This window comes from Mesorhizobium kowhaii, from assembly GCF_003253745.1.
Classification (GTDB): Bacteria; Pseudomonadota; Alphaproteobacteria; order Rhizobiales; family Rhizobiaceae; genus Mesorhizobium; species Mesorhizobium kowhaii.
This window is the reverse complement of record NZ_MZXV01000013.1, coordinates 186,543-204,633: the sequence shown is the minus strand read 5'-3', so window position 1 is coordinate 204,633 and position 18,091 is coordinate 186,543. Positions and strand designations below refer to the sequence as shown.

The 18,091-nt window shown below is 63.7% G+C and carries 17 protein-coding genes and 1 pseudogene; 7 read left to right on the top strand and 11 right to left on the bottom strand.

Annotated features, from left to right (window positions below; all coding sequences use genetic code 11):
- Positions 1-16 precede the first annotated feature (16 nt).
- Complete coding sequence (locus B5V02_RS41405) at positions 17-709, bottom strand: hypothetical protein (RefSeq protein ID WP_245445663.1); 693 nt, start codon at positions 707-709, stop codon at positions 17-19.
- 101 nt (positions 710-810) lie between these two features.
- Between B5V02_RS41405 and B5V02_RS03365 the strand changes: the two genes are divergently transcribed.
- From B5V02_RS03365 to B5V02_RS03345, 5 genes are all read left to right on the top strand, one after another.
- Positions 811-1,248, top strand: coding sequence for a DsrE family protein (locus B5V02_RS03365; protein WP_111542823.1), 438 nt, complete (start codon positions 811-813; stop codon positions 1,246-1,248).
- 61 nt (positions 1,249-1,309) lie between these two features.
- Positions 1,310-2,092: an SDR family NAD(P)-dependent oxidoreductase gene (locus tag B5V02_RS03360; protein ID WP_111542822.1), complete on the top strand. Its 783-nt coding sequence runs from the start codon at positions 1,310-1,312 to the stop codon at positions 2,090-2,092.
- A 58-nt stretch (positions 2,093-2,150) separates the two neighbouring features.
- Positions 2,151-2,465, top strand: coding sequence for a putative quinol monooxygenase (locus tag B5V02_RS03355; RefSeq protein WP_111542821.1), 315 nt, complete (start codon positions 2,151-2,153; stop codon positions 2,463-2,465).
- A 64-nt stretch (positions 2,466-2,529) separates the two neighbouring features.
- The gene (locus B5V02_RS03350; RefSeq protein WP_111542820.1) at positions 2,530-3,633 is read left to right on the top strand and encodes an AbrB family transcriptional regulator; all 1,104 of its coding nucleotides are present in this window, start codon (positions 2,530-2,532) and stop codon (positions 3,631-3,633) included.
- A 158-nt stretch (positions 3,634-3,791) separates the two neighbouring features.
- Complete coding sequence (locus B5V02_RS03345; RefSeq protein WP_111542819.1) at positions 3,792-5,903, top strand: TonB-dependent siderophore receptor; 2,112 nt, start codon at positions 3,792-3,794, stop codon at positions 5,901-5,903.
- A gap of 92 nt (positions 5,904-5,995) precedes the next feature.
- On the opposite strand, the gene B5V02_RS03340 is transcribed toward B5V02_RS03345, so the two are convergent.
- The 5 genes from B5V02_RS03340 to B5V02_RS03320 form a co-directional block, all read right to left on the bottom strand.
- Positions 5,996-6,979 (bottom strand): ABC transporter ATP-binding protein, encoded by a 984-nt coding sequence (locus B5V02_RS03340; RefSeq protein WP_111542818.1) that lies wholly within the window; start codon positions 6,977-6,979, stop codon positions 5,996-5,998.
- Complete coding sequence (locus tag B5V02_RS03335) at positions 6,976-7,995, bottom strand: ABC transporter ATP-binding protein (RefSeq protein ID WP_111542817.1); 1,020 nt, start codon at positions 7,993-7,995, stop codon at positions 6,976-6,978. Before B5V02_RS03335 ends, B5V02_RS03340 begins: the two co-directional genes overlap by 4 nt.
- Entirely contained in the window at positions 7,985-8,959 is a 975-nt protein-coding gene (locus B5V02_RS03330) for an ABC transporter permease (RefSeq protein WP_111542816.1), read from the bottom strand. The genes B5V02_RS03335 and B5V02_RS03330 overlap by 11 nt, the downstream gene beginning before the upstream one ends.
- Positions 8,959-9,987 (bottom strand): ABC transporter permease, encoded by a 1,029-nt coding sequence (locus B5V02_RS03325; protein WP_111543708.1) that lies wholly within the window; start codon positions 9,985-9,987, stop codon positions 8,959-8,961. Before B5V02_RS03325 ends, B5V02_RS03330 begins: the two co-directional genes overlap by 1 nt.
- Before the next feature lie 100 nt (positions 9,988-10,087).
- Positions 10,088-11,761 (bottom strand): ABC transporter substrate-binding protein, encoded by a 1,674-nt coding sequence (locus tag B5V02_RS03320; protein WP_111542815.1) that lies wholly within the window; start codon positions 11,759-11,761, stop codon positions 10,088-10,090.
- A 239-nt stretch (positions 11,762-12,000) separates the two neighbouring features.
- On the opposite strand from B5V02_RS03320, the gene B5V02_RS03315 reads away from it, so the two are divergent.
- Complete coding sequence (locus tag B5V02_RS03315; RefSeq protein WP_245445661.1) at positions 12,001-12,807, top strand: helix-turn-helix transcriptional regulator; 807 nt, start codon at positions 12,001-12,003, stop codon at positions 12,805-12,807.
- Between the two features lie 111 nt (positions 12,808-12,918).
- Positions 12,919-13,818 (top strand): proline iminopeptidase-family hydrolase, encoded by a 900-nt coding sequence (locus tag B5V02_RS03310; RefSeq protein WP_111542813.1) that lies wholly within the window; start codon positions 12,919-12,921, stop codon positions 13,816-13,818.
- Between the two features lie 26 nt (positions 13,819-13,844).
- On the opposite strand, the gene B5V02_RS03305 is transcribed toward B5V02_RS03310, so the two are convergent.
- The 5 genes and pseudogenes from B5V02_RS03305 to B5V02_RS03285 form a co-directional block, all read right to left on the bottom strand.
- Positions 13,845-14,924, bottom strand: a complete 1,080-nt coding sequence (locus tag B5V02_RS03305; protein WP_111543707.1) for a siderophore-interacting protein — start codon at positions 14,922-14,924, stop codon at positions 13,845-13,847.
- Between the two features lie 175 nt (positions 14,925-15,099).
- Positions 15,100-15,264 (bottom strand): annotated as a pseudogene (locus tag B5V02_RS03300) (LysR substrate-binding domain-containing protein); the annotation flags it as partial.
- 6 nt (positions 15,265-15,270) lie between these two features.
- Complete coding sequence (locus B5V02_RS03295; RefSeq protein ID WP_111542812.1) at positions 15,271-15,585, bottom strand: nuclear transport factor 2 family protein; 315 nt, start codon at positions 15,583-15,585, stop codon at positions 15,271-15,273.
- Between the two features lie 153 nt (positions 15,586-15,738).
- Positions 15,739-16,515 carry an esterase family protein gene (locus tag B5V02_RS03290; protein WP_111542811.1) on the bottom strand — a complete coding sequence of 259 codons (777 nt, stop codon included), beginning with the start codon at positions 16,513-16,515 and terminating at the stop codon, positions 15,739-15,741.
- A gap of 4 nt (positions 16,516-16,519) precedes the next feature.
- Entirely contained in the window at positions 16,520-17,686 is a 1,167-nt protein-coding gene (locus tag B5V02_RS03285) for an ATP-grasp domain-containing protein (RefSeq protein WP_111542810.1), read from the bottom strand.
- Positions 17,687-18,091: the final 405 nt, after the last annotated feature.

The following is an 18,091-nucleotide window of genomic DNA, read 5'->3' as shown; positions in this document are numbered from 1 at the left end:
ACCCGGATCGATTGCGTCAACTGGTCGGGATGGGAGCATCGTAGTCGCGCCCATAGCAGAAGGCCTGATCCGGCTTCAGCCGTTCGCGCAGCGGGGGCCCGAGCGCCGGGTCGATCGGATCGATGCGCGCGAACTCCGCCTTGCAGGTCGCGGCCGGCATCGGGTCGAGGCGGAAATTGTCATCCTCCTTGCCCAGCGCCTGCCTGTCATATTCCGCCGCGCCCAGTTCCTCTTCCGACCCGGCATCGAGATAAAGATCTGGCTGCACGTCGGTGAGGATCAGGCGTCCTTTGTCATCGACTTTCAGCGAGGCCAGGGTGCGGTCGCAGTCCATGCCGCAATGGATCGGGCCTGTCTTGCCGTCCTCGGACTCGTGATTGCACCAGCCGCCGGCCCATTCCGGCGCCTTGGCGCCGCGCACGGTCGTGGCAACGAAGGCGTTGTAGGACGAGTCGGAATTCGCCGTCGGCTCCTCGTTCGGCCGGCTGACCGGATCATGGCCGTAGTAGAAAAAGATCCGCGCCACCTTCTGCTTCGGATGCGCCTTGAGATGTGCTGCGTCATAGACGCGGCCGAAACAGGCATCGGCGCCGTTGGGGCTGAGTTCGGTGAGCTTGAGTGCGTCATCGGCGAAGGCCGAGCCGGCAAGCACAGCAAGCAGCGCGCCAAATCCGGCGCTGGCTACTGTCTTCCATTTCCCAGACGCCATGTAACCCCTCCTCGCATCGACAGGACGCCACGTCAATTTATGCTAGTATTACGGCCGCAGCCACGCATTTTGCGGTGCGCCGCCAAGCGGAGGAGAATGCGATGCGCCGGCGCGATATGTTCCGCGCGGTTCTTGCCGGAACCGGGACGTTTTTTGGCCTGCGGGTGGTGCAGGCAGCCGCCACGGAGCCTGCCAGGCAGAAGGTGGCCTTTCATCTGAGCGATCTCGACAAGGTCAATTTCGTTCTCGGCAACATCAAGAACCACTATGACGGCACCGGCGGTAATGTCGACATCGTGCTGGTCGTGCATGGTCCGGCCCTTGCCGCCTTCAAGTCGAAAGGCATATCGGCCGCGATTTCCGGTCGCTTCGCCAGCCTGGTGCAGCAGGGGCTCAATCCGCATGCCTGCGCCAACACCATGCAAGGCATGGATATTTCCTTGACCGACCTGCTCGACGGTTTCCATGCCGCCGACAGGGGCGGCGTCGTCAAACTCGCGGAACTGCAGGGCCAGGGCTACGTCTATCTGCGCCCCTGAGGCTTGAACATCCGGGCACCAAAGGCCTACGAAGGACTGGCAGAAATCCCGGAGGACGCGCGTGCCAGCCACCACCACACTCAGCATTCCCGATCTCGCCGGCAAGGCGGTACTGGTCACCGGTGCATCGACCGGCATAGGCGCGGCCCTGGCGTCGGCTTACGCCGCGCAGAAATGCAAGGTGGCGTTGCACTACAATTCGAGCCGCGACGCCACCGAGGCTCTGGCCAAGACCATTGCCGACGAGGGCGGCGAGGTGTTCCTCGTCCAGGGTGATTTCTCCGTTCCCGCCGATGTCGAGCGCGTCGTCGAGGACAGCGCGCAGCATTTCGGCCGCCTCGACGGGTTGGTCAACAATGCCGGCGGCATGCTCGGTCGCGTGCCCTATGCCGAGCAGACCGAGGCGCATTACGACGCGGTGATGGACCTCAATGCACGTTCGGTACTGACCGCCTCGCGCAAGGCGATCCCGTGGCTGAAGAAACAGGGCGGCTTCATCGTCAACACCTCGTCGATCGCCGCGCGCAACGGCGCCGGCGGCGGCGCCGGCCTCTACGGCTCGGCCAAGGCCTTCGTCTCCAACGTGACGCGCGGCATGGCCAAGGAGCTGATCGGCTTCGGCATCCGCGTCAACGCGGTGGCGCCCGGCACCATCCTCACGCCGTTCCACGAGCGCTATTCGACCGACGAGCAGATGAAGGGCATGGTCGCCACCATTCCACAGGGACGTGCCGGCACCGCGCAGGATTGCGTCGGCGCCTACCTGTTCCTCTCTTCCGACCTCTTGAGCGGCTACATCACCGGCCAGGTGATCGAGGTGAATGGCGGCCAGTTGATGCCTTGACCGGCTATCTGCATACTGACGATCTATCTTGTCGAAAACCTTGAAGGGAGACAGAGGAATGTACGGACTGATCGGCAAGATGCGAGCGGCGCGCGGCCAGCGCGACGCGGTCATGGATGTCCTGCGCGCCAGCACCAGCACCGGCGCCCTGCCGGGCTGCCTGAGCTACATCATCGCCCGCGACCCCGCGGATGCCGATGCGATCTGGGTCACCGAAGTGTGGACCGACGCCGAAAGCCACAAGGCCTCGCTGCAGCTCCCAGAAGTCCAGGCGGCAATCGCCAAGGCGCGGCCGTTCATCGCCGGCTTTGAATTCCAGGTCGAAACCCACCCTGTCGGCGGCTTCGGCCTCGCCGACGCCAAGACCGGCTGAGGCAAGCATCCTTTTTCGGCGCAGCGGGGTTCGCATCGCCCGGCTTCGAGTCTAAGACCAAAACATGGATTCCTCGGCCGAGCCGTCACCCCCGGATCTGCCCGCCATCGAGCGCATGGCGCGCATGCGCAAGCTCTGGCAATGGCTGGCGATCCTGACCGTCTCCGCCCTGTTTGCCGGCGCGCTGGAATTCGCCGCCCTGCCGGCGGCGCTGCTGATCGGACCGATGCTGGCGGCCATCGTCGCCGGCACCAATGGCGCCACGGTGCGCGTGCCGCGTCTTCTGTTCGGCGCCGCCCAGGCGATTGTCGGCGGCCTCGTCGCCAGTTCGATCTCGGCCGACATCTTTCCCGTCTTTTACCAGGAATGGCCGCTGTTTCTCGGCGTCGTGGTGGCCACCGTCACAGCCTCCAGCCTGCTCGGCTGGCTGATCAGCCGCTGGCGCATCCTGCCCGGCACCACCGCCGTCTGGGGCTCGTCGCCAGGTGCCGCCACCGCCATGGTGCTGATGGCCGGTGCCTTCGGCGCCGACCAGCGCCTCGTCGCCTTCATGCAGTACCTGCGCGTCATCTTCGTTTCGATGACGGCGGCGCTCGTCGCCAAGATGTGGGTCGACACGTCGGGCGTCGAAATCCCGCCCATTATCTGGTTTCCGCCGATCGACCGCCAAGCTTTCGCCGCCACCATCGGCATCGCACTTGTCGGCGGCCTGGCGGGAAAGCTTTGCGGGCTGCCCTCGCCCTTCTTTCTCGGCACCTTCATCTTCGGCACCGTCATCCATCTCGGCCTTGGCGTGGAGATGCAATTGCCGCAATGGCTGCTGGCCTTGAGCTACGCGATGGTCGGCTGGTCGATCGGCCTGAACTTCACCCGACCGATCCTGCGCCATGCGACGCGCGCCTTGCCGCAGATCATCGCCTCGATCGTGGCGTTGATCGCCTTTTGCGGCGGCCTTGCCTTCATGATCAGCCATCTGCTCGGCATCGATCCGCTGACCGCCTACCTGGCGACCAGCCCCGGTGGCATGGACAGCATCGCCATCATTGCCGCCGCCGCGCAGAACGTCGACATCTCCTTCGTCATGGCGCTGCAATCGGCGCGCTTCCTGATCGTGCTGCTGGTCGGCCCGAGCGTGGCGCGGCTGGTGGCGAGAAGCGTCAGGCAATAGAGCAAGGTCGCCCGTGGTTGGCCGAACCCCGACCAGCGTTGCCGCTGTGTGACAGCACCCGGCAGTCTGCGCACAAGTCCCGAAAAAATACTTGACTCACATACTCATATTTGAGAGCGCGGGAGCGCAATCCTGCATGAGACAGTGGAGACGAGTTGATGCGAACGCGGCCGACGACATGGCGCCTGGGGATATCATTGCTGGGCGGTACGGCGATGCTCGGCCAGCCTGGCGCCGCACGCGCCCAGGACAGCGAGACTGCCCCCGTCCTTGGCAAGATCGAGGTCACTGCGCAGAGCAACGAGATCCTAGTTCAGGATGGCTACGTCGCCAAGAAGGACCGCATCGGCACCAAGACCGATACGCCGATCGCCAGGATTCCACAGGCCATTTCGGTGGTGACGCAGAAGCAGATCGAGGACCAGAAGCCGCGCACACTGAACGAAACGCTCGGCTACACGGCCAGCGCCAATCCCAACAGCTTCGGCTTCGACACCCGCTACGACGCGTTCTTCCTGCGCGGCTTCCAGGCCTTCTACAACGGCATGTTCCGCGACGGGCTGCGCCAGTACAACGGCCCCTCCGCCTGGTTCAAGACCGAGCCCTACGGCATTGAGGGCGTCACCATCCTGAAGGGCCCGGCATCGTCCCTTTACGGCGTCAGCGGCCCGGGTGGCATCGTCAATGTCGTCACCAAGCGCCCCAAGGATGAGCCGTTCCGCGAAATCGAACTGCTTGCCGGCGAACACAACCGGTTCCAGGCCGCGCTTGACGCTTCCGGGCCGGTGACCGAGGACGGCAGCATCCTCTATCGCTTCACCAGCCTCGGCCGCAAAAGCGAGACCGAATTGCCTGCCTATCCCGACGACAAGATCTATCTGGCGCCGGCTGTCACCTTCAAGCCGGACGAGGATACGAAGCTGACAATCCTCGGCGAATATTCGAAATCGGTCACCGGCGGCACGGCGGCCTTCTACAATTCGAGCTATGGCGTGCTGTCCAACGTCTATGAGGGCGATCCGGCCTGGAACGATTTTGCCCAGAACCAGGGCCGTATCGGCTACGAGTTCGAGCACCGTTTCAACGACCTGCTGACGGTGCGGCAGAACCTGCGCTACAACGCCGTCGACAGCGACATCGAGTACGCAGGCCACTACTCGATCGGCGCCGACCAGCCACTGCAGCGCTACTGGGGCCACTACACCGAGAACATGAAGAACTTCGTCGTCGACAACATGGCGCAGTTCGAGTTCGACACCGGCCCGGTCAAGCATACCGCTGTCGGCGGCATCGACTATGCCTGGTCGGACTATGATGCCGGCAGCGGTCTGTCCTATGTCTCGGTCGACGACATCAAGGCGGCTGCGGTTCCCCACTCTGGCGGACAGGAGATGAACCAGCTCGGCGCCTACCTGCATGACCAGATGGAGTGGAACGACTTCACCCTGTTCGCCAGCGGCCGCTACGACTGGGTCGACACCACCTCCACCGCCGCCGATTTCAGCACGTCGAAGCAGAAGGACAGCGCCTTTTCGGGCCGGCTTGGCCTGTCCTACCAGACCGAATGGGGCATCACGCCCTATGTCAACTATTCGACCTCGTTCTCGCCAAACATCGGCTTCGTCTATGACGACGTCTCCAGCACTGTCGGCCGCGTCGCCCGCCCGACCATCGCGACGCAGAAGGAGATCGGCGTCAAATACGAGATCCCGGACCACAATGCGACCGTCAGCGCCGCGCTGTTCGACATCGACCAGAAGGACGGCGTCGTCTTCGACGCCTCGACCGGCATCAACAAGCAGCGCCAGCTCGACCTGAATTCGCGCGGCGTCGAACTGGAGGCCAATGCCTCGCTCGACAACGGCTTCAGCTTCATCGCCTCCTACACCTATCTGCGCGTCAGGATCGAGCGCGGCGCCGAAGGAACCGATGGGAACGAGCTGTCGGCGACGCCGAACCACATCCTGTCGCTATGGGGCCACTACCAGTTCGAGAACGGCACGCTGGAGGGACTGGGGCTGGGCGCGGGCGTGCGCGTCGCCGGCTCGAGCTATGGCGACGACACCAACACCTTCAAGAACGACGCACGCGCCTTCGTCGACGCCTCGCTGTCCTACGATTTCGGCACCCGCAACCCGAAGCTCGAAGGCGTCAAGCTGCAGGTCAACGCCAAGAACCTGTTCGACAACCGGCAGACCATCTGCTCGGCCGGCTATTGCTACCGCGACGAGGGCCGCTCGCTGTTCGCCAGCCTGCGCTATCGCTTCTGAAGGCAGGCTAGAGCCACATCGGGATGTGCTCTATCTTATTGTTTGAGCATGATCTTTCCCGAAAACCGGACGCCACTTTTCGGGATCATGCTTTAGCCTGCCCTCGGATGGTGGCAGGCGACGAAGTGGTTCTTGTCGACGAGCGAAAGCACGGGACGTTCGTGGCGGCACATCGAAGTCGCCGCCACGCAGCGCGTATGGAAACGGCAGCCTGACGGCGGGTCGAGCGGGCTCGGCAAATCGCCCTTGAGTATGATCCGCTGGGCCGGCCGGTTGTCGACGTCGGGAACCGGCACCGCCGAGCGAAGTGCTATGGTGTAGTGATGGCGCGGCGCAGAAAAGACAGCGTCGACCGGTCCGGTTTCGACGATCGAGCCCATATACATCACCGCCACCCGCGACGAGAACTGCCTGACCACCGAGAGGTCGTGGGCAATGAACACGTAGGTCAGGTTGAACTCGTCGCGCAGATCGGCCAGCAGGTTGATGATCTGCGCCTGGATCGACACATCCAGCGCCGATACCGGTTCGTCGGCAACGATCAACCGCGGCCGCAGTGCCAGGGCGCGCGCGATGCCGATGCGCTGGCGCTGTCCACCCGAGAATTCATGCGGAAAGCGCTGGGCATGCTCGGGAAGCAGCTCGACGCGGACCAACAGATCCTCGACGCGATCCGCCATTTCCGATCGCGACAGTTTTTCGTGAACGCGGAACGGGTCGGCCAGGAGATCGCCGACGCGGCGGCGTGGGTTGAGCGAGGCGGCCGGGTCCTGAAACACCATCTGCATCTGGCGGCGTATCGGCCGAAGCTGCCGTTGCGAGGCCTTCGTTATGTCCCGGCCCTCGAATTCCAGCGACCCGGAGGTGATTTCGGTGAGCCGGACGAGGCAGCGCCCCAGCGTCGATTTTCCGCAGCCCGACTCGCCGACGATGCCAAGCGTCTCGCCCGGGAAAATGTCGAGCGAGATCTGCTCCACGGCATGGACGATCCGCCGTTGAAAGGGCGAGCGCCCCACCGGATAGTGTTTCGACAGATCGCTGGTCCGCACCAGCGGCTTTGGCCTGGTCTCGATCATGCCGGCACGGCCCCGGCGGCAAGCGTCCGGCGCAGCTCCTGGCGCCTGTCCTGCGGAAGAAAACAAGCCGACCGGTGTCCTCCCGCACCGCCAAGCGAAGGCTGCGCGGCACAGGCATCATGCCGGAACGCGCAGCGCGGCCCGAAGGCGCAGCCCTGCGGCATCTGGCTCAGTTTCGGCGGACTGCCGGGAATGGCCGTCAGCCGCGCGGGACGCGGACCGTGCATCGGCGGAATCGAACCGAACAGGCCCCATGCGTAGGGGTGAAGCGGCTCGCGGAAAAGCTGCCCCTTGCCGCCTTCCTCGACAACGCGCCCGGCATACATCACCAGCACGCGATCGGCGACTTCGGCGACCACGCCAAGGTCATGGGTGACCAGGATCACGGCGGATCCGAACTCATCGCGCAATCGACCGATCAGCTCCAGGATTTGCGCCTGCACTGTCACGTCGAGCGCCGTCGTCGGCTCATCGGCGATCAGCAGCGCCGGATTGCACGACAGCGCCATGGCGATCACGGCGCGCTGGCGCATGCCGCCGGACAGCTGGTGCGGGTAACGGTCGACGGCACTGTCGGGGCTCGGCAAGCCAACCGCGTCGAGCAAGTCCACCGCCCGCTTGCGCGCGGCAGTGCGCGACACCCTTTCATGCGCGCGGATCTGCTCGATGATCTGGTCGCCGATCGTATGGACCGGTGTCAGCGCCGTCATCGGATCCTGGAAGATCATCCCTATCTGCCGGCCGCGAACGGCGTCGAGCGCACGGCGCCTGAGCCCCAGCAACTCCTGGCCGAGAAAACGCACCGACCCGGTGACGACGGCGTTGGGGCTGCTGATCAGCCCCAGGATGGCAAGCAAGGTCTGGCTCTTGCCCGAGCCGCTTTCACCGACGACGCCGATGATTTCGCGCCGCTCGAGCGAAAACGAGACGCCGCTGACGGCAGGCACCACACCACCCTCCGTGCGAAACGAGACGCACAGGTTCTCGACGACCAGCAGCGGCTTGTCAGTGGGCATCTCTAACCCTCGGATCGATGAAGACAAAGGCGACGTCGACGATGAAATTGGCCATGACCACGAAGAACGAGGCATAGATGACTGTCGCCAGGATCATCGGCAGATCGAGCGTCTGCAAGGCCCCGTAGGTGAGCTTGCCGACCCCTTGCAGGCCGAAGACCACCTCCGTCAGCAAGGCGCCGCCGCCGACCAGGGCGCCGAAATCGAGCCCGAACATGGTGACGAAGGCGACGAGCGAGGTTCTGAGCCCATGATGCATCAGCACCCGCCGCTCGCCGATGCCCTTGGCGCGCGCGGTTCGGATGAAATCCTCCTGCATGGTCTCGATGATCGAGGCCCGCAGCACGCGGCCGTAAAGCCCGATGTAGAGCGTGGCGAGCGTGAACCAGGGAATGACCAGCGCCTTGAACCAGCCCCAGGGATCTTCGGTGAAGGGAATATAGCCGAGCGGCGGCACCCACGAGAACAGCCAGCTGTCATGCCAGCGGCTCTGTGTGACCAGATTGGCGACTTCGCCCAGCCAGAAGACCGGAATCGACACGCCGATCAGGCTGAGGATCATCAGCGTCCTGTCGAGCCATGTGCCGCGCGTCGCTCCGGCGACCACGCCGACGATCAACCCGCCGAGAACCCACAAGACTGCAGCGCCAAGCACCAGCGACAAGGTGATCGGGATCGCCTCGAGCACCGTTGGAACGACCTTCTGGCCGCGATTGACGAAGGAGGTGAGGTCACGGCTGATGAAGAGCCGCTCCATCATCAGCGCGTATTGGACGGGCAGCGGCCGGTCGAGGCCGAAATCGTGCCGCACCTGGACCAGCGTCTCCTGCGATGCGTTGCGCCCGGCAATGCGCGCCGACGGGTCGGCGCCAGGAGTGGCGAAAAAGATCAGGAAGGCGACGACGCTGATGCCGAACATCACCAGCACCATTTGACCCAGCCTGGACAGGAGCGCCGTCAGCATCAGGCGACCCTGATCGACGATTTCGGGTCGAGCGCGTCGCGCACCCCGTCGCCCAATATGTTCAGCGCCAGCACGCAGATGACGATTGCCATCCCTGGCGCCAGGGCGACGATCGGGCGCGAATAGAGAAGCCCTTGGCCGTCCTGGATGATCGTTCCCCAGCTGGCGTCGGGCGGCTGCACGCCGATCGACAGGAAGGACAGCGAGGATTCGGTCATCATGTTCAGCGCCAGGATGAGTGGCACGAAGACGATGACCCGGGTGATCACGTTGGGTAGGATATCATACAACAGGATGCGCCAGGGCGACGCACCGATGCCGATCGCCGCCGTGACGAACTCGGCCTGCATCAGCGACAGGACATGACCGCGGATGGGTCTGGCGACATAGGGGACATAGACGATGCCGATGATGAAGATCGGCAGCCAGAGACTGCCGGAGCGGATTTCGATCGGCCCGATGGTGATGCTTTGCGTGATCAGCACGATGGACAGCGAAATCGCCAGCAGGAAGATGGGAAACGCCCATAGCACATCGAGGATGCGCGACAGCAAGGTATCGACCAGCCCGCCGAAGAAGCCGGAGACGACGCCGAGCAGTGTCGCCAGGCCAAGGCATATCGCCGCCGCGGCGCCGGCGATCAGCAGCGAATTGCGCCCGCCGTAGAGCAGGCGCGCGGCGACGTCGCGGCCCTGGTTGTCGGCGCCCAGCATATAGGGCCCGAAATCCCAGGTCGGTCCGAGCGGCGTGAACCCCAGGCCGAGCCCCTCGGTCGAAGGTTCCAGCACCTGCCTGGTCTCGCCGTTAATGACGATCTCGCCATTGAGATTGGTGGCGAAAGGATCGGTCCGCGCCACATGGCGGGCGTAGAGGGGGGCGGCCAGGCAAGCAGCAGTGATCAGCACCAGCACACCGAACGCCATGATGGCGGCCCGATCGGCCTTGAGCTTGCGCCACGCGGTGCGCCATGGCCCCTCGGCACCCCGGCGGCTCCGAACCAGCGCTTGCCCGCCACTCGTATTGTCCATGATGGGTATGAATTTCAGATCGGCGGGAAAAGCAACCGCGGCGGAGGATTGCGCATCGCTCCGCCGCGGATCGGATTGGGCCTGATCACTCAACCCACGATCACTCGACCCAAGACTGGCTCATGATCCAGTAGAATTGCGGGCTGAAGACGAAATTCTTCAGCCGCGGCGAGATCAGGTCGACGCGCTTGGGCGTGAAGAGCACGGCCACGGGTGCTGCGTCGGTCACCGCCTTGTCGACGGCCGTCCACAGCTGCGCACCCTTGGCCGGATCCGCGATCATGCCGGTCTGAGCCTCGGCCATCTTTTGGTCGATCGACTTGTCGCAGAAGCCGGAGATGTTGACCGAGGCGTCCGAGCCGGGCGTGAACGAGGCGCAGCTGAACAGCACCTGCAGGAAATCCGAAGGCGCCGGATAATCCTGGAACCACTGCGAGATGGAAATCTGCACCTTGTTGTTGGTGTTCTGGATGTAGGTGAACTGGATGTTCTGGGAGATTGGCTTGACCGAGGTCTTGTAGCCCAGGCCGTTCAGCACATCCTGCAGATACACGCCGATCGATTTCGACACCTCGGTGTCCTCGGTGATGATCGTCACCTCCTGGCCGGCCGTTCCGGAGGCGGCGATCAGCGCCTTGGCTTTCTCCAGATCAGGTGCGGACCATTTCTCACCAGGATTGGCCGAGAACGGGCAATAGGGTGCGTAGGACGGGAAATTCGGCGGCAGGATCTGGCACGACGGCTGCGCCAGGTTGCTGCCACCGAACAGCTTGACGATGGCGGCGCGATCGATGGCGTAGTTGACGGCCTGCCGCACGCGGATGTCGTTGAAGGGCGCGAGGTTGGTGTTCATCGGCGCATACCACATCGCCGTCAGCGGATGCACGGACACCTGCTTGGCGTATTTGGTGCCCAGTTCCGCCAAACGGTCCGCCGGCGGCGGATCGAACATCCAGTCGGCCTGGCCGTTCTCCACGGCGGTGACCGCCGCCTCGTCGGTGAGACCGAAGCCATAGTCTATCTCGTCGGGATATCCGGCCGGCTGCGCCTCCTTGCTCCATTCCTTGAAATGCGGATTGCGCACCATCTTGAGCAGGCTGTTGGGATCGTAGCTGGCGATCATGTAGGGCCCGGTGCCGGGGATGGGCACGGTCCCGGAATCCTTGAGCGGCGCTTCGGCGGGCAGGATCGCCGCATGCGGGATCGAAATCTTCTGCAGGAAATCGGGATCGGGCGCCACCAGATTGAAGGTCACGGTGCTTGCCGCCTCGTCGGCGACGACGCCGCCCTCGAGCGTGCAGGTCGCCGGCGTCTTGAGGCATTTGTCGGCGCCGACGATGCCGTTGTAGAGCGTGCCCGTGGTTGGACCGCTGATCTTGAACATGCGCTGGAACGATGCCACGACATCGGCCGTCGTCAGGTCCGATCCGTCGGCGAACTTGATGCCCTTGCGCAGCGTGAAGACGTATTTCTTGCCGCCGTCTTCAGGCTTGGGCAAGCTCTCGGCCAAGTCCGCCACCACCTCGAAACCGGTCTTGTCGCCGGTCTTGCGGAAGGTCACCAGCCCGTCATAGAGGATGTAGTTGATCTGGAAATATTGCAGCGTGTAGTTGATGTGCGGATCGATCGTGCCGGCAGCGGCGTTGGCGAGAAGCTTGAGCGTTCCGCCGACCTTGCCTTCCTGTGCGGCGGCACCGGTGACGGGCGCCATCAGCATGAGGCCAGCCAGGCCGACACCGGCCATCATTGCGCTAAGAACCTTCCGGGATCGCATCGTCTTGCTCCTCTTGGGAAAGTGGGTGATCCGCAACGTGCGCCAGGCACACGCCGGACCGTGATCCATCGCACACAGCCTATGGCGCGCGAAACCCGGCGGGATAGCTGTGAATTAAGATAGTTTTGGCACGCGGACGCGTCGCGGACAACAAGCCGTGACCGCGTATTGCTCATTTGTTGGGCATTTGGTGAACATGCCCGTTTGACAAACATTGGCTGGCGAGTAAGCTTTTGCTCATGCAGGGCGTGTCCGGCGATTTCGAAAGTGAATTTCACATAGGGATGGATGTCGACGCCGCGATGGCGGCAGCGATGCGTGTGCTTGCGCCCGCCGGCTTCACCTCGCTGATCTACGACTATACGCCGGTCCCGGTCAGCCACGATGGCGAATTGATCACGCCTTCGCTGATGGCGCTCGCCAACGTGCCGTCGGGCATGCAGGATCTCTGGTGCAAGGGTGGCTACTATCAGCTCGATCCGGTGCAGGAGGCGGCACTCGCGGTGTCACGACCGTTCCTGTGGTCGCACAAGGGGTTGCAGAGCCCGGTCATGCGGCGCATCCTCCAGCGCAAGCATGATCCGGTGGTGGGCTACCTCCTGGACACCAAGATGACATGCGGCGTGACGGTACCCATCCGCTTCGACGGCGGCGATCTCGCTACCTTCACCGCGATCCGCCTCGATCCGGAGCCGAATTTCGAAGCCGAGGCACAGATGATGTTGCCTGGCATTGGCGACCTTGGCCACCTGTTCCATGACTGCGTCTATGCCGGCTTCGACCAGCGCACCAGGACAAGCCAGTATTTCCACCTGACATCGCGGGAGCGACAGTGCCTGAGCCTGGCGGCTTGCGGGTTGACGGCCAAGCAGATCGCCCATGAGATCTGCCGCAGCGTGCCGACCGCGACGCTGCATCTCAACGCCGCCAGCCGCAAGCTCGGCGCCCGCAACCGCTTCCATGCCATCGCCCTGGCGGCCCATTACCGGTTGCTCGCGCCGATCGGCCAGGGCCAGAACCTGTCCCGCCAGATCCGTCAAAACTAACGTTATTGCTAGCTGGTCGCCTGCCGGTCCGCCTCTATACCCTTTGCCGTGAACAACGTCGGAGACCGCTGATCGGCGGTCGCCGCCGAGCCAGCCAGGCGGAGGAACACGATGGACGATCTTGCAGTATCGGAAGGTTTCAGCGTCTACGGGCCATACAGGACCTGGTACCGTGTGACGGGAGACCTTGGCTCCGCCAGGCTGCCGTTAGTCGTTGCCCATGGCGGGCCCGGCTGTACCCACGACTATGTCGACAGCTTCAAGGACATTGCCGGCTTCGGCCGCGCCGTGATCCATTACGACCAGATCGGCAACGGCCGATCCACCCATCTACCGGACAAGGGCGGCGACTTCTGGACGGTCGAATTCTTCCTTGGCGAACTGGATGCGCTGCTTGCCCATCTGGGCATCCAGCAGCGCTACGCCCTGCTCGGCCAATCCTGGGGCGGCATGCTCGCCGCCGAGCACGCGGTGCGCCGGCCAGCGGGCCTCAAGGCCCTGGTGCTCGCCAACTCGCTTGCCTCGATGAAGCTGTGGGTCGAAGGCGCGGGGCAGCTGCGCGCGGAGCTGCCGGCGGCGGTGCGGCAGGCGCTCGATCGCCACGAAGCGGACGGCACGACGGACCATCCCGATTATCTCTCGGCGACCCGGGCGTTCTACGACCGGCACGTCTGCCGCGTCGTGCCTTGGCCGGCGGAGGTGGCGCGCACCTTCGCCGCCATCGACGCCGATCCCACCGTCTATCACACCATGAACGGTCCCAACGAATTCCACGTCGTCGGCACCATGCGCGACTGGACGATCATCGACCGGCTGCCGCTGATCGAGGCGCCGACATTGGCCTTTCGCGGCTTTTTCGATGAAGCCACGCCAGCCTGTGTCCAACCCTTCCTCGACCATATTCCCACGGTCGAGGGCCATGTCTTCCCGCTCTCGAGCCACATGCCGCATGTCGAGGAAAGGCAGGATTGCATGGCTGTCACCGAGGCCTTCCTGGCCCGCCATGACTGACGCAAGTCGCCCAAAAGTGACCCCAGTTATTCGTCGTCGCCCTCATCATCACCCTGCGCGCTCCGGCGCCAGTAGGCGGTGACCAGGTGCCGGTCGCGCGACAGGCCCCATTGCTTGCGCACGATCTTGCGGATCTCGCGGAAATCGCCGAATTCGCAACCGGCCCAGACATGGAGGCCGTCGGCAAGCGCCATGTGGCTGCGCTCGCGCAAGGCGGCCGGCAACAGGCCGGCGGTGCCGGCCTCGCGACCATGCCGGTAAAGCCAGGTGACGTCGATGTTGTCCCCTTGCGCCAGCGCGATGCGGTCCTCCGGGCCATCGACCTCGATGAGGACCTCGGCGCGGGTTGACGGCGGCAGATGCTCGAGGATCCGGCCAATGGCGGGCAGTGCGGTGTCGTCGCCGAGTAGAAGCAGGGTCTCCGCCACGGGGGTGTCGCCGCCGCCAGGTCCGATCATGCCGATGACGTCTCCCGCCCGCGCGTTTTGCGCGAAGGTGGCGGCTGGCGTGTCATAGCCGGGGTGCAGCACGAAATCGACATCGAGCCAGCCGCTTGCGGCATCCACCGCCCGGATCGTGTAGACCCGCACGGCAAGGGCATCGTGGCCCGAGGGCCAGACCAGCAGCCCGTCAACGCCCATCGACGGCCAGACCGGCCGCCTGCCGCGTGGCGGCAGCAGCAGCCGCATATGCAGGCCGCCATGCGTAAACCGGGCGAGATCCCTGCCGGCGAAGCGCAGGCGCTGCATGTGCGCCGAAATCCGCGTCGACGACATCACCGTGATCTCGCGGAAGAACACCGGCATGCCGGCATCGCTGCCATCGCCTTGCCAATGGATGCCGCTGGTCGTGCCGAGATGTTCGGCGATATGGCCGGCGACCGTCATCTTCATGTAGGACAGGCAGGTTTCGTCTTGCGCCGCGACCTGGATCAGCACGCTTTCATCTTCGAGCGTAGCGCTCAACGAACCGTAGTAGAGGCGAAGCTCCCATCGGTTGGCGATGCCGGTGTCGATCTCGAATTCGCCGTGCTCGGCGCGCAGCCGGTCCATCACCGACCTGATCGCCTCGTCGCTGATACGGGTTAGCGCGCTCAGTTGGTCCATGCTCGAGCCTTTCGATAGCGGTTGAAACGAAGCCGCCAGAAAGATCTCAGCGTCGTCCCATCGTCGGGCATGCCACAGCGTCGCCGGCGTTTCCATAGCAAACTTGATGAAAGTAATCATATTTTGGCGAGACGTCAGGGAAGTCACAAGACCGTGAGCCGCTCGGCTTCCTGGCCTATCGCCCGACAGCAAGCCGCTCAGGAAGGAAGTCGACGAAGACGCGAACCTTCGGCGACAGATAGCGGTTGGATGGCCACAGCATCCTGAACTGGCCGCGGCCATCGATATGGTCGTCGAGAATGGTGCTCAGTTTGCCCGCCTGCAGCGCCTCGCTGACCAGTGAAAGTCAGGCGATGACGAGGCTCGCTATGCGATCGCCGTGCAGCGTGAAGGTCATGTCGCCCTCGCCGTTGAAGCCGTTGCCTGTGACGGCGATGCGGACGCGATAGGTGCCTTCGGCCGCCGCGATACGGACGATGCGGAGATGGGACTGCACGCCGATATTGTCCGACTGGTTCCAGCCCGCGATCTGCTCGCGGCCCTGGAAAGACCGGCCCCAGTCGCTCAACGATGCGTCTGATGTGAACGTGTCGAGAAAGGCTTCCGTGTCGCCGGCATTGGTGGCTTCCAAAAAGTGGCGGATGGGGTCGGGTATGGTCATTCGTCTGTGCCCAAGGTGCGTTGAGATTCAGGTCTGGCTGAGTCGAAAATGGTGGTTTCCGAGAACCGGAGCGGAGCGTACTTAGGTACGTGAGCACCGGAAGCGCAGGAAGCCGCCATTTGCAGGCCAGCCTCACCTGAATATCAATGCACCTCAATCCAGCCTGTGCATCAGATCGTCATCCAGCCAGCGGCCGAAGAAATAGACCAGTTGCTTGTGCCACCACGGCCAGTCATGGCTGACATCGCCGCCCCAATAGTCGACCCAGGCGGGAATCGACTTGTCGCGCAGGATCTGTTCCAACCGGCGCGTCTCGACCAGCATCCGCTCCTCCCAGGCGCCCTGCCCGCAGCAGAAGATCAGCCTGAGCGCCTTCAGGCGGGCGAGCAGCTTGGGATCGACGATGCCGGGGAGATAGTCGAGCGGCGAGTTGTAGAAGATGTCGCCTTCAAGCGCCTTGCCGAAGAAGTCGCGGGCCGAATAGACGCCCGACAGCGCGATGACGCCGCTGGCGAGTTCGGGAAAGCGGAAGACGAAGTTCGACGAGTGGTAGCCCCCCATCGAACAGCCGCAGAATAGCGGCTTCAGCTTGCGCCCGCCATTGGCTTGCGCGGCCGTGGACAGGAATTCCGGCAGCGCCTCCTCGCGCACGTAGCGGAAATAGGCCTCGTGGCGAGCGATACGGTGGGCGGCGTCGGCATGCTTGTCGAAGAAGGATTCCGAATCGATGCCGTCGACCGTGAACAGCTGGATGCGGCCGGTGTCGATGAACTCGGCCAGCGCGCCGACCCCGCCGGAATCCTCGAATTGGTAGAACCGCCCTTGCGAGGTCGGGAACACCACCACCGGCCGGCCGGCATGGCCGTAGCGCTTGTATTCCATGTCGCGGTCGAGATTGCGGGCGAAAGTCTTGTGATAGGAGATGTCCATCGCCTCACGCCTTTTCCGCGTGGATGTAGGCGACCGCGTCGCGCAGCGCCGCTTCGTCCTTCGAGCGCATCTGGTAGGCGTAATTTCCCATGGCGCGGCTGAAAACCTCTTCGATGGCCTGATGGTGGACGATCTTGTCGCGATGGGCGGCTAGCACGTCCTCATGGCTGTGCAAATAGCTGAGGCGCCGCTTACGGCTGGCATAGGCGGTGAAATACTTGCCCTCATACGGCCCGCCGGCGGCATCCCTGACCACCATGTCGGCCCAGGCGGCATAGACGTCGATGTCGAAGGTGTAGTTGATGGCATCGGTCATCCAGGCGCCGGGCGGGCGCATGTTGACCTCCAGCGCGATGACGCGGTCGTCCTTGGTCTCGAACAGCTCGATGTGGAAGAAGCGCTCGCGCACGTCGAACGCCTTCAGGATCTTGCGGCCGGCCTCCTCGACCGCCGGGCTGATCTTGGGAAAGCAGGTGTAGCTCATGTGGCGGTCCTTGTTGACCACCTCCATGACGCTCTGGTCGTAGCGGTGGCTGGCGGCCAGCACCACCTCGCCATCGCGGTTGACCAGCCCGTCGAAAGTCACCACCAGCCCCTCGATGAACTGCTCCATGACGAAAGTCACATCCTCGGGCTTGTCCCTGAAGAACTGGTCGAGCTCGCTGGCGTTGGAAATCTTGAAGGTGTTCGAGGCGCCCGAGCCGCTGTCGGGCTTGACCACCACCGGATAGCCGACGCGGCGGATGAAGGTCATGGCGCCGGCCCGGTCGGAGCATTTGCGCTGCGCGATGGTGTCGACGCCGCTCTTGCGGAAGAAGGCGCGCATGCGGCTCTTGCGCTTCAAATTCTTTACGAAATCGAGCTTGGTGCCATAGATGTTGAAGTCGGTGCGGATGTTGGCTTCCAGCTCCAGCCAGTGCTCGTTGAGCGATTCAAAACGATCGATACGGCCCCATTTGTGGATGAAATGCCCAATCGCCCGGAACACCGGATCGTAATCCTCCATGTCGGGGACGCGGTAATATTCGCTGAGCGCCGCCTTCAGCTTGCCGTCGAGCGCCTCATAGGGTGCGTCGCCGATGCCCAGCACCCTGGCCCCGGCCTTCTTCAAGCGGTCGCAGAAATCCGCGCCATTGACGGGAAAATGCGGCGAGAAGAACACGAAATTCATGGATGACCCCTCCCGGCAACAGGACATCGCAGCCCCTTCGACGCCCAAGTCTGGCGCATTTGCAGCGCGTGGGGAAGAGCACTCACGTTAGCGATAATATCCAACCGAACCCGGTCCGCCATGCGGCCCCACTTGCCTCCCACAAGCCGCTCCTGTATGAGAACCGCCATGAACACGCGCACCACCAACGCTTCCCGTCCGACCGGTTTTTCCGGTGAGACCGTGCGCGCGCTGGCTTCGACCCTGCTTCTTCTCGGCCTTATCGGCGATCGCCGGGTTCGCTGAAGGAGCGCCCGGCGGTCGAACCGCCGCTCAAGCACATGCTCCTTGGCCAGTCTCAAAATTGGCACGTCACATCAAGCGAACGAAATTCTGGTAAAGGCGCCGCTCGCCATCAAGCCATCT